The sequence below is a fragment of the Enterobacter sp. Cy-643 genome, from assembly GCF_011752815.1.
Taxonomy (GTDB): Bacteria; Pseudomonadota; Gammaproteobacteria; order Enterobacterales; family Enterobacteriaceae; genus Cedecea.
In genome coordinates this window covers 397,152-408,868 of sequence record NZ_VWWV01000003.1, presented here as the reverse complement: position 1 = coordinate 408,868, position 11,717 = coordinate 397,152, and the positions used below count along the sequence as shown (strand labels likewise).

Genomic DNA, 11,717 nt, shown 5'->3' with positions numbered 1-11,717 from the left:
CATCGATAGTCTACGCGCGTGCTGATTGAAGCGTCGAATGTTAATTTATCGAAATTTTTGAATGAGTTAGGTGAGTTATGGAGAGGGCACGATACCGGCTGCGAGTTCAGTGTAGATAATCCCGGATCGCAGTGAGTCACCCACAAAAGCCATAAAGAGCCAGGGTTAACGAGAATATATCGGGCGATTATTCACAGGCATGCCAATATTTCGCCGTATACAGCGTGTGGTCAGGATGAGGCGATTTCCTACAGAATGCGTTGTGTGAATAATACCAGGGATGAGAGTGGTACAGCCTCTTTCAGCGCGAAAGAGGCTGCCGGCAGGTTAGACAGGTAGGTCGATCAGGAGGCCACGCAGCGGCGTATCGGCGACCAGGGTGATATTCGCCTCATCACGAATAAACGCGCCATCGCCGCAGGTTAACGCCTCCTTCTCTTCTGTGGACGTCACGGCATGCACCGTGCCGTGAATCGACTGCAGATAGGCTCGTGGGCCATGAAGCTGAAAGCTTAGCCGTTCGCCCTTTTGCATCTCAATATGGTGGATCCACACCTGCTGGCGGAGCTGCAGGCTGTGATTGCTGCCGTCCGGCGAGGCAATCAGCTGATGTGATGCTCCCGCGAGTGGGATCTTTTGCACCGGTGGATTTTCACGGTCCGGGCAGGCATCCAGCCACAGCTGCATACGCGTCAGCGATTTCTCTTTGCTGATGTTGTGCTCGCTATAGCTGATCCCAGGCTGAGTGGACAGCAGCAAGACTTCGCCTGCGCTGGCCTGGACATGATTGCCTTCGCTGTCGCGGTATTCCGCTTCCCCTTCCAGAATCAGATTGAGGATGTCTACTTTTGGGTAGCCGCGCGGTTGAAACGAGGCTCCTGGGGCCAGAACTTCCTGGTTGAGCACGCGCAGAGAGGCGTAGCCCAGCAGTTTCGGGTCGAAGTAGTGTCCAAAAGAAAAGGTGTAGCGAGCCTGCAGCCATCCGTAGTCAGCTTTACCACACTGTTTGGCTGTTCTTGTCGTAATCATAATTCTTGACCTCTCTTTACACTAAACCCATGTTAAGGGTCTGGACGCTGCATTGTTAGCCAGTTAATCTGCTCGGTATGTTCAAATTTCCTGAATGAGAACGAAATGGCGAAAGAAAGGGCGTTGACGCTGGAAGCGTTAAGGGTCATGGATGCGATCGACAGGCGCGGGAGCTTTGCCGCTGCGGCCGACGAGCTGGGACGTGTACCGTCCGCGCTCAGCTACACCATGCAAAAACTGGAAGAAGAACTGGATGTGGTGCTGTTTGACCGATCGGGCCACCGCACCAAGTTTACTAACGTGGGGCGGATGCTGCTGGAGCGAGGGCGCGTGCTGCTCGAGGCGGCGGACAAGTTGACCACCGACGCGGAAGCGCTGGCACGGGGCTGGGAGGCAAACCTGACTATCGTCACCGAAGCGCTGGTGCCGACGGAAAAACTGTTCCCGCTGGTGGATAAGCTGGCCGATAAAGCCGACACCCAATTATCTATTTTTACCGAAGTGCTGGCCGGGGCCTGGGAGCGCCTGGAGCAGGGCAGGGCGGATATCGTTATCGCGCCAGATATGCACTTCCGTAGCTCCTCGGAGATTAACTCTCGCAAGCTGTATAAAGTCATGAGTGTGTATGTTGCCGCGCCGGACCACCCGATTCATCAGGAGCCGGAGCCGCTTTCCGAGGTAACCCGCGTGAAGTATCGCGGTGTTGCAGTGGCGGATACCGCGCGTGAAAGGCCGGTGCTAACGGTGCGCCTGTTGGACAAACAGCCGCGCCTGACGGTGAGCTCTATCGAAGAGAAGCGGCTGGCGCTGCTGGCCGGACTTGGCGTGGCGACGATGCCGTACCCGTTGGTTGAGCAGGACATTGCCGAAGGCCGCCTGCGGGTGGTTAGCCCGGAATATACCAACGAGATTGATATCATTATGGCGTGGCGGCGGGACAGCATGGGCGAGGCCAAAGCCTGGTGCCTGCGTGAACTGCCTAAACTGCTGAAATAAAAAAACGCGTTGGTTTTTGCCAACGCGTTTTTGCCCTGCCTCGAAATTACAGGCTGCCAGGCGTTCTGGCGGCTCTGCCCGCGGATTTAATCGTCTTACTGCTGCGCTGCCCGCCGAGGCTCTCCAGACGCATCTGGAACGGTGGGAACGGCATCTCGATATTGTGCTCGCGGAAGCCCTGCAGAATCAACTGATGGATTTCGTGGCGCAGCGGCATTCGGTGGCCCATTTCTGCCGCGTGAATACGCAGTTCGAACACCTGAATGCCCTGCTGGAGATCAACCAGGAAGGCTTCCGGCGGTGGCGTATCGAGCACCAGCGTGCAGCGGTGTGCCGCCTCCAGGAGGACCTGGGTGACCTCTTCCGTATTCGCTTCTGACGGAGCCGGAATGGTGAGCACCACGCGCGTAACCGAGTCCGAAAGCGACCAGTTGATGAACTGTTCGGTAATAAAGGCCTGATTCGGTACGATGATTTCCTTGCGGTCCCAGTCGCTGATGGTTGTCGCGCGGGTGTTGATTCGCGTGATGGTGCCCGTCAGATCGCGGATGGTTACCGTGTCGCCGATGCGTATCGGCTTCTCGAACAGAATAATCAGGCCGGAGACGAAGTTGGCAAAAATTTGCTGTAAACCGAAGCCTAAACCTACGCTGAGTGCCGCCACCAGCCACTGCAGCTTGGACCATTCAATCCCCACCATCGAGAAGCCAACCAGCCCGCCGATCAGCAGCAGCAGGTACTTCGTGATGGTTGTGATCGCATAGCCGGTGCCGGGGGTTAAGTTCAGGTGCTGGAGAATCGCCAGCTCCAGCAGCGCGGGCAGGTTACGCACCAGTTGGGTGGTAATAATCAGCACCAGAATGGCAATCAGTACCGCGCCAAGCGTTATCGGCTCGATGCTTTCCACACCCTGAACCGTGGAGGTGACATCCCACAGCGTGATGTTGCCGAGGAAGCCAAACGCCGAGTGGATTTCCGACCACAGAACGATCACTGACAGCAGGGCGATCAGCATCAGGATAGACCGAACCAGGCGCAGGGACTGGGCGCTGATGGTATCCAGATCGACTTCAGGCTCCTCCACGGTTTCGGCCGATCCTTCAGTACTGTTTGCATGCGCCGTCTCTTCTTCGCCACGCGCTCGCTGGGCAAGGATTTCAGCCCGACGGTGTTTGGCGCGGTCAAAGGCCAGACGGCGGCGCTGAATCAGCATCCAGCGGCGAATAATGTGATAAATCACCAGCAGCAGGAACCAGATCGCCACGGAGGTTTCCAGGCGCGCCAGCAGCGCCTGAGCCGTTGCCAGGTAGCCAACGACAGCGGCCAGAATGGCCATCAGCGGCGCGCAGAGCAGCAGGTTCCACAGGATGGTATTGACGATGTTGTCGCCATCGCCCTGTTTGTCGAGGTAGAGCGGCAGCCCGGCGCGCTTAAGGCTAAGCGTCACGATAGCCAGCGCGCCGCAAATCATGATGAAGCAAAGCCTGCCCAGCGAGGCAGAAAACTCTCTGTCGTTGAGGTTATCGAACATAATAAGCGCCATGATCAGCGGCACAATCAGGCCGATACTCATGATGTAGTAGCGCATGGCCCGGCCTACGCGCTCACGCGGCCAGCCGAAATGCACCACAAACAGCCCGGTAGGGCGGGCGAAGGTTGCACAGATCATCACTCCCCAAAGCAGGGGAACCGTGGCGGTAACACCGTCGCCAATCGCCACTGCGATAGGGTAAGGCCATGCCTCCTGTAAACCATAGCCGAGCGTCGCCCACAGCACGGGAAGCGGAGAGGCGACCAGAATCGACCAGAACACGGTGCGTAGCGTCAGGCGGAAGTGGTCCTGGGTCACTTTTCCGACTTTGGCGCTGGAGCGTTCCAGGAAGGCGGTAAAGTGGCGGCGAGAGCTAATGCTAAACCCGACCAGAATCAGCGCGCCAAAGAGCGGCAGCAACGTCTCTTTGCTGGTCACCATCATGATCGCGGCCTTCCCCAACTGGCTAAAGGTATCCAGCGACACCAGACGCCGCAAATCCTGGACGATTTCCAACGGCCAACTGATGCCTATCGGGCTGACATCCGACGTCCAGAATAGGTAGCGATGGGTCGCTTCGTTCACCTCTTTCAGGGCATCTTCCAGCTGGCTGTTGGCCACTTTCAGCTTGGTGAGTTCAAGGATCAGGGTATCGCCGCCCTGCAGCAGCGAATTCAGTAGCTCACGCTGGGTGCGAAGCTGGGCCTGCAGAATTTTATTTTGTTCCGACGTTAACGGGCTGCCGTCTGCCTGGCGCACCTGTCGCAGTTGAGCATGTTTATTCAGTAAATCTTCATAGTGCAGGCGCTCTACGCGCAGCTGAGCCAGCTCGGTATCCAACTGCTGCGGTTTAGGCATGTCCGGTAGCCGGGCAACCTGGGCACGAAGCGCCTCACCCAGCACGTTGGAAACGCCGAGCCACTGGGACTGCTCGCGGAGCGTATTCAGCGCCTGGCGAACCTCCAGCGTCTGGTTGTTGGCCTGACGTTGCTGAGAGGCGACCAGATCCATACGCTGAGCTTGCTGATTGAGTGCCTGAGAGAGTTCGCGGTTATTTTTGAACTGCTCGACGATTTCCGGCGGCAGGTTAGCGCTGGTTTCCGCCAGCAGTTCCGTGCTTTCCAGCGCCTGTTCCGCCTCGCGCTGACGCTGGCTATTGAGCTGGTTCCTCAATGCCTGGAGATAAGCATCCAGCTGAGTGCTTTGCTTTTGCGCCAGTTCGGCGCGCATGCGCGAAAGCTCCTGGCGGTTATTAGCGGAAAGCTGAGCCAGTTCGAGTTCATCAACCTGCGCTTTGAGGCGGGCGGATTCGGCCTGCAGCAGGAAATGCTGTGCCTGAGCAAGCGGATTACTGCCGCTTTGTTGGGCACCGGCGCGGCGCTCGATGTCATTGAGCTGGCGGCGAGCATCCGTTTGCTGCTGAGGGAGCTGGCTTAACGAATCGCTGATGTCCCGGGTTCTTTCCTGTTCCTGCTGGGCAAGGCGGCTTTTGTCCAGAAGCTGGCTGCTGACCTGCAGGATCTCCTGGTTCAGGGCGTCGCTGCTCATGCCCGGGGAAACTTCCTCGGGTTCATCGCGCAGGTTGGTCAGTTGTTTACGCAAGGTTTGCGACAGTTTAGGAAAGTTATCAATAACTTGTTGGTATTGTTCGGCGCGCTCGAGTGAGGCTTTACGCTCGTCCAGCGCATTCAGTGCCGACTGGAGCGCTTCTACAATTTCCGCCTGGTTAGGCGTGTTTTTGGCGGCCTTAGCCTGCTCCAGTTCCTGCGAGATTTGTTTTGCATCGGGAGCTGTCGCTGCGTATGCCCCCAGGCTGAGGCACCAGGCCATCAGGAAAGTGATAATCAGGCGCACGTCAGTTACCTATAACGTTGCTGGAAAAGAGGGAAAGCGATGTTTCCCACCTTGATGTTTTGGCAGAAAATCATTGGGTTGATTTTCGTGGTTAAGTGCTGTGATTTTTCAGGCTCTGGGGTTACCCGTCGCCTGATTTCAGACGTTATTCTGCGGTTTTTGGCGCGTCGGATTCGTCTGCTTTGGTGTCCAGTACCTCGGCAGGGATTTCGCTCACCGGAACTTCCGGTTCAATAACGGGTTCGCTTGAGACAGCCAACACTTCACCAATTTTCGTGGCTGACAGGCTTTTCAGCTGTTCGGCCAGGTTGACTTTGCCTGGCGCAAACAGGTTAATCACCGTGGAACCCAGCTTGAAGCGGCCCATTTCCTGGCCCTTCAGCAGCGCAACGGCGCCTTCACTTTCACCTGCAGGCCAGGTCCAGCGTTTAATCACGCCTTCACGCGGCGGCGTAATGGTGCCAGCCCAGACGGTTTCTATGCTGCCAACAATGGTAGCACCAACCAGAATTTGCGCCATTGGGCCAAACTCGGTGTCGAATAAGCAGATCACGCGTTCATTACGGGCAAACAGGTTCGGGACGTTTTGCGCTGTCAGGTGGTTGACGGAGAAAAGGTCACCCGGAACATAGATCATTTCACGCAGAATGCCGTTACACGGCATGTGCACGCGATGGTAGTCGCGAGGTGAAAGGTAAGTTGTGGCGAAGCTGCCGTTGCGGAACAGGTCGGCCATCAGGTAGTTACCTGCCAGCAGCGCTTCCAGGCTGTAGTTATGGCCTTTTGCCTGCAGGATTTTATCTTCTTCGATACGGCCCAACTGGCTTATCACACCGTCGGCCGGCATCACCAGTACGTTAGGGTCGGTATTTACCGGGCGTACGTCATCGCGCAGTGGACGCACAAAAAAGTCATTGAAGGTGCGGTAAGCGGCGGTGTCCGGCTTCTGCGCCTCTTTCATATCGACTTTGTAGTATTTGACGAACAGATCGATGACCAGTTTGGTCAGCCAGCCAGCACGTTTGCTTGCGCCCCAGCCCGCCAGGCGAGTCAGCCACAGTTTTGGCAGAATGTACTGCAGCGAAAGTTTAATGTTGTCTAACAAAATAGCCTCCTGGCTAAATGCCCTGCATGTGGGCCGATACAGAAAAGGGGCGATTCTAGCGACGCCCAGCTTAATTGTCAGTTGTCAGTATCAGAAAAGCTTTTACGCGTTTTTACCTGCGCCATGCTCTCCAGAATACGGTGGTAGTTTTCGAAACGTGTTTCAGCGATCTGGCCCTGTTCCACAGCTTCTCGCAGGGCACAGCCTGGATCGTTGTCGTGGCGGCAGTCGCGGTATTTACAACGGCCTAAATAATCATGGAATTCGACAAACCCGTGGGTGATTTGTTCAGGCTCGAGGTGCCAGAGGCCAAATTCACGCACGCCGGGGGAGTCAATGACATCACCGCCGCCCGGGAAGTGATACAGGCGGGAAGCCGTGGTGGTGTGCTGGCCAAGCCCGGAGACGTCGGAAACGTCGTTCACCAGAATTTGCTTGTCGGTGAAGCCTAACAGGTGGTTCAGCAGGCTTGATTTACCCACGCCGGACTGACCCGCAAAGATACTTATACGGCCCACGAGTTCGGCTTCAAGCTCTTTAAGCCCTTCCGCTTTGTAGCTGGAAACCATCAGCACGCGATAGCCAATTTTGCGGTAGATATCCATCTGCTCGTTAACGAAGGCCCGGCCTTCATCGTCCAGCAGATCGGTTTTGTTCAGCACCAGCAGTGGCTCAACGTCGAGGGTTTCGCAGGCAACGAGATAGCGGTCGATGATATTCAACGACAGCTCCGGCAGAATGGCCGAAACGATGATGATTTGGTCTATGTTTGCCGCAATCGGTTTTACGCCGTCGTAAAAGTCTGGGCGGGTCAGAACGGAGGTACGCTCATGCACGGCCTCCACAATCCCTTTTTTCGAGACGCCTTCGGCGGCCTCTTTCGCTAAGCGCCAGACTACCTTGTCGCCGGTAACCAGCGAACGAATGGTGCGACGAATGTTGCAGCGGTGTACCGTGCCTTCGTGCGACTCGACGTCCGCATGCTGGCCAAAGCGGCTAATAACCGTGCCTTCGCGCGGTTCACCAAACTGGGCATCGTCATAGTCGGCTTTCTCCACGGTTTTTGTCAGACGACGCTGGTGGTTCGCGTTGACGCGGCGCTGCTGTCCTTTGGAGAGTTTATTTTTGCTCAAGCGTACTGGCTCCTGGTCGCCCCTGGTGGGCAAAACCTCTATGATACACACTATTTTATACGAATTAACCCATCGTCAAGGGTGGGCGACGCACAAGAAGGGTGGAAAATAGCATGAGTGGAAACGAAAACAATCTGATTTGGATTGATTTAGAAATGACCGGTCTGGATCCCGAGCGGGATCGCATTATTGAGATTGCTACCCTGGTGACCGATGCCAACCTGAACATTCTGGCAGAAGGGCCAACCATTGCGGTTCATCAGTCTGATGCACAGCTAGCGCTAATGGATGACTGGAACGTTCGCACCCATACCGCAAGCGGGCTGGTTGAACGGGTGAAAGCAAGTCCGCTTGACGACCGTGCTGCGGAGTTGGCGACGCTGGCGTTTCTGAAGCAGTGGGTGCCGGCGAATACATCTCCAATTTGCGGGAACAGCATCGGGCAGGATCGTCGCTTCTTGTTTAAGTATATGCCTGAGCTGGAAGCCTACTTCCACTATCGTTACCTCGACGTGAGCACGCTGAAGGAGCTGGCGCGCCGCTGGAAGCCGGAAATTTTGCCCGGCTTTAAAAAACAGGGGACCCACCAGGCGATGGACGATATTCGCGAGTCCGTGGCGGAGCTCGCCTACTATCGCGAGAATTTTATTAAGCTTTAAAAACAGCCCCCTTGCCGAAAGGTGAGGGGAAAACAACCAAAGCAGACGATAAAATAATCATCATGGCGATTTAACCAGCAGTCAGACGAAAATCGCGAAAAAAAACGTTTGAGGGCTTGCGACAAAAACGAATTCTCGTATAATGCGCCTCCCGTACCGATGCAGAATTTGCAGCGTTACACAGAGCGGGAATAGCTCAGTTGGTAGAGCACGACCTTGCCAAGGTCGGGGTCGCGAGTTCGAGTCTCGTTTCCCGCTCCAAAATTTGATTTGGCTTTTACAGCCATGCACCACCCAAGCGGGAATAGCTCAGTTGGTAGAGCACGACCTTGCCAAGGTCGGGGTCGCGAGTTCGAGTCTCGTTTCCCGCTCCAAAATTTGATTGGCTTTTACAGCCACGCACCACCCAAGCGGGAATAGCTCAGTTGGTAGAGCACGACCTTGCCAAGGTCGGGGTCGCGAGTTCGAGTCTCGTTTCCCGCTCCAAATTTTCCTTTCAAGCATAAATTATCCACAACGTGCAGCAAGCGCTGTAGGTGGTATTTTGCTATCTTGCAATACAACTATAAACAGACTTATCCACAGCGGTCTGCTTTTCTTCGTACCTTCTACAAATGTAATATTTATTACATGAATATTTTAATTAACTGATAATTAAGAACTTAATTTAGTATCGAAATATTAATGTAATGCTTGCAGAAATTTTGACACTTGAATGACAACGTGTTTTTGAATGTTATGCACATGCTGTGGACATATCATGCGTCGCGCGGAAGCCCTTTCTCAATCACCCTCACCAGACGCTGTTTCTTCGGTAACTGAACCTCGATGGCCTGTTCGCTTCGTCTGGCTAATTGTTGCGCAATCGCCCATTCAATGTGCTCATCCAGAAGTGGGTGCTCACCTTGCCTCCGTTCAAGCGCGGCGAGGTTCGCCTCATTCCAGGGAGCATTGCCCAGCGCAACGGCGATATTACGCAGCCAGCGAAGGTGACCGATACGACGGATCGCTGAGCCTTCGGTCACGCGCAGGAAGTGCTGCTCACTCCAGGCAAACAGTTCGGTCAACGGCGGAGAATGAAGTGCCTTACGCGGGCTGAAATCATCTTCTTCGCTAAGCTGCGAGTAGCGGTTCCACGGGCAGATTAGCTGGCAGTCATCACAGCCGTAGATGCGATTGCCTATTAGTGGCCTGAACGCTTCCGGGATTGCGCCTTCAAGTTCAATGGTCAGGTAAGAGATACAGCGCCGGGCATCCACCGTGTAGGGTTCGACGATGGCGTTGGTCGGGCAAATGGTCATGCAGGCTACGCAGCGGCCACAGCCTTCCTCAACGGGGGAATCAATCGGCAGCGGAATGTCGACCAGCAATTCGCCGAGGAAGAAGAACGAACCCGACTCGCGATTAAGGATAAGTGAGTGCTTACCTGTCCAGCCCAGCCCGGCTTTTTCGGCCAGTGGGCGCTCAAGAAGCGGCGCGGAGTCGACAAAAGGTCTAAAATTCAGCGTGGAGCAGTGGGACTGAATCATTTCCCCCAGCTTTTTTAAGCGGTTACGCAAGACTTTATGGTAATCACGGCCCAGCGCGTAACGGCTGACGTAGCCCAGCTGCGGGTTTTTCAGCGTTGAGGCGAAGGCGGCGTTGGTTGGAAGGTAGTTCATGCGAACGCTAATGACCCTGAGCGTACCGGGCACCAGTTCGTGTGGACGCGCGCGCATCATGCCGTGCCGGGCCATCCAGTCCATTTCACCGTGATATTGCTTGTCGAGCCATTCCTGCAGCTGCGGCTCGCTGGCGGTGAGATCGGTATCGGTAATACCGACCTGCTGGAAGCCAAGATCTTTGCCCCACTGTTTAATGTTTTGCGCTAACTGATTGTAATCGAGGGGCTGTGACATGACGGACCATAACCTGGAAAAGTACGTCAAAAGTATACCACATTCGGTCTGGCCGGCGGGCTGGCTGCGTAACGCGGAAAAAGACGCCGCCGATAGCCTGGGCATCACGCTTTTTGAACTGATGCAGCGTGCTGGTGAAGCGGCATTTCAAATTACCCGCACGCGTTATCCTGACGCTCGCCACTGGCTGATTGTCTGTGGGCATGGGAATAACGGTGGTGATGGCTATGTCGTTGCCCGGCTGGCGCAGGCGGCTGGTTTTCAGACAACGGTACTGGCTGTCGAAAGCAATAAGCCCCTGCCCGAAGAAGCTGGTCAGGCTCGTGAAGCGTGGCTTAATGCGGGCGGCGTTCCACACGATCCCGATAAAATCTGGCCCGCAGACGTTGATGTGATTGTTGATGCCTTGCTGGGCATTGGCTTAAGTAGCGCGCCGCGCGAAGGTATTGCTCAACTGATTGAGCATATAAACGATCACCCTGCACCGGTTGTTGCGTTGGATATTCCTTCTGGTCTGCTGGCAGAAACGGGCGCTGTGCCCGGCACTGTGGTTTATGCGGCGGATACGGTGACGTTTATCGCACTCAAACCAGGTTTACTCACAGGGAAAGCGAGAGATGTAGTTGGCAGACTGCACTATGCCGCGCTGGGGCTTGAACCCTGGCTTGAAGGGCTGGCAGCGCCTATTTCCCGTTTTGATGTTCAGCAGCTTGCCGGGTGGATGAAACCGCGGCGGCCGACGTCGCATAAAGGGGATAACGGACGGCTGGTACTGATTGGCGGCGACAGCGGTACGGCGGGAGCGATTCGCATGGCCGGTGAAGCGGCCTTACGTGCAGGGGCTGGCCTCGTTCGAGTGCTCACCCGGGCTGAAAACGTTGCTCCGCTGCTTACCGCTTGTCCTGAGTTAATGGTTCATGAGCTTACGCCACAATCGCTTGATGACGCTCTGGAATGGGCGGATGTGGTGGCTATTGGCCCGGGGCTCGGGCAGCAGGAATGGGGCAAGAAAGCGCTGCAGAAAGTCGAAAACAGCCGTAAACCGATGCTTTGGGACGCGGACGCGCTTAACCTTCTGGCAATCAACCCGGATAAACGTCAGAATCGCGTGATTACCCCTCATCCCGGCGAAGCGGCAAGGTTGCTTAATTGCGCTGTGTCACAAATTGAGAGTGACCGCTTACTTGCAGTAAGGCGTTTGGTTAAACGTTATGGTGGAACCGTGGTCTTAAAAGGTGCCGGCACGCTGGTTGCCAGCCACGATCGGCTGGGCATTATCGACGTTGGTAATGCCGGGATGGGAAGCGGTGGAATGGGGGATGTGCTGTCGGGGATCATTGCCGCATTGCTGGCACAGAAGCTTACCCCGTATGATGCTGCCTGTGCAGGCTGCGTGGCCCACGGTGCGGCGGCTGATGTCTTAGCCCGCCAGCGGGGCACGCGCGGTATGCTGGCGAGCGACCTGCTTTCAACGCTTTACCTGTTTGTTAACCCGGATTTGAATACCTGAAG

Annotated in this window: 8 protein-coding genes and 3 tRNA genes; 6 read left to right on the top strand and 5 right to left on the bottom strand. The window is 55.6% G+C overall.

From position 1 onward, the window contains the following. Positions 1 to 327: 327 nt before the first annotated feature. On the bottom strand, positions 328 to 1,029 hold the full coding sequence (locus F3J29_RS14970; RefSeq protein WP_166867211.1) for a pirin family protein: 702 nt from the start codon (positions 1,027 to 1,029) through the stop codon (positions 328 to 330). 105 nt (positions 1,030 to 1,134) lie between these two features. Between F3J29_RS14970 and F3J29_RS14965 the strand changes: the two genes are divergently transcribed. After that, a complete protein-coding gene (locus tag F3J29_RS14965) occupies positions 1,135 to 2,025 on the top strand; it encodes a LysR family transcriptional regulator (protein ID WP_008453630.1) in 891 nt (296 codons plus the stop codon). Positions 2,026 to 2,071: 46 nt separating this feature from the next. On the opposite strand, the gene mscM is transcribed toward F3J29_RS14965, so the two are convergent. The 3 genes from mscM to rsgA all read right to left on the bottom strand — a co-directional run bounded on the left by mscM (position 2,072) and on the right by rsgA (position 7,648). Further along, positions 2,072 to 5,410 carry a miniconductance mechanosensitive channel MscM gene (gene mscM, locus F3J29_RS14960; RefSeq protein WP_166867210.1) on the bottom strand — a complete coding sequence of 1,113 codons (3,339 nt, stop codon included), beginning with the start codon at positions 5,408 to 5,410 and terminating at the stop codon, positions 2,072 to 2,074. A 145-nt stretch (positions 5,411 to 5,555) separates the two neighbouring features. Continuing rightward, complete coding sequence (gene asd, locus F3J29_RS14955) at positions 5,556 to 6,515, bottom strand: archaetidylserine decarboxylase (RefSeq protein ID WP_166867208.1); 960 nt, start codon at positions 6,513 to 6,515, stop codon at positions 5,556 to 5,558. Between the two features lie 77 nt (positions 6,516 to 6,592). Continuing rightward, positions 6,593 to 7,648, bottom strand: a complete 1,056-nt coding sequence (gene rsgA, locus F3J29_RS14950) for a small ribosomal subunit biogenesis GTPase RsgA (RefSeq protein ID WP_008453624.1) — start codon at positions 7,646 to 7,648, stop codon at positions 6,593 to 6,595. A gap of 113 nt (positions 7,649 to 7,761) precedes the next feature. Here rsgA and orn point away from each other — a divergent pair, with 113 nt between their 5' ends. The 4 genes from orn (at position 7,762) to F3J29_RS14930 (ending at position 8,793) form a co-directional block, all read left to right on the top strand. Beyond that, positions 7,762 to 8,307, top strand: a complete 546-nt coding sequence (gene orn, locus F3J29_RS14945; protein ID WP_166867206.1) for an oligoribonuclease — start codon at positions 7,762 to 7,764, stop codon at positions 8,305 to 8,307. A 185-nt stretch (positions 8,308 to 8,492) separates the two neighbouring features. Next, a tRNA-Gly gene (locus F3J29_RS14940) sits at positions 8,493 to 8,568 on the top strand. A 37-nt stretch (positions 8,569 to 8,605) separates the two neighbouring features. Then, a tRNA-Gly gene (locus F3J29_RS14935) sits at positions 8,606 to 8,681 on the top strand. 36 nt (positions 8,682 to 8,717) lie between these two features. Beyond that, positions 8,718 to 8,793 (top strand) — tRNA-Gly (locus F3J29_RS14930). Between the two features lie 272 nt (positions 8,794 to 9,065). On the opposite strand, the gene queG is transcribed toward F3J29_RS14930, so the two are convergent. After that, the gene (queG, locus tag F3J29_RS14925; protein WP_166867204.1) at positions 9,066 to 10,205 is read right to left on the bottom strand and encodes a tRNA epoxyqueuosine(34) reductase QueG; all 1,140 of its coding nucleotides are present in this window, start codon (positions 10,203 to 10,205) and stop codon (positions 9,066 to 9,068) included. Between queG and nnr the strand changes: the two genes are divergently transcribed. Then, a complete protein-coding gene (gene nnr, locus F3J29_RS14920) occupies positions 10,204 to 11,715 on the top strand; it encodes a bifunctional ADP-dependent NAD(P)H-hydrate dehydratase/NAD(P)H-hydrate epimerase (protein ID WP_166867202.1) in 1,512 nt (503 codons plus the stop codon). The genes queG and nnr overlap by 2 nt on opposite strands. Positions 11,716 to 11,717 lie beyond the last annotated feature (2 nt).

Bases quoted from the DNA above. Each gene is read 5' to 3' on its own strand.
- F3J29_RS14970 (WP_166867211.1), bottom strand. From the start codon at position 1,029: ATGATTACGACAAGAACAGCCAAACAGTGTGGTAAAGCTGACTACGGA.
- F3J29_RS14965 (WP_008453630.1), top strand. From the start codon at position 1,135: ATGGCGAAAGAAAGGGCGTTGACGCTGGAAGCGTTAAGGGTCATGGAT.
- orn (WP_166867206.1), top strand. From the start codon at position 7,762: ATGAGTGGAAACGAAAACAATCTGATTTGGATTGATTTAGAAATGACC.
- nnr (WP_166867202.1), top strand. From the start codon at position 10,204: ATGACGGACCATAACCTGGAAAAGTACGTCAAAAGTATACCACATTCG.
- queG (WP_166867204.1), bottom strand. From the start codon at position 10,205: ATGTCACAGCCCCTCGATTACAATCAGTTAGCGCAAAACATTAAACAG.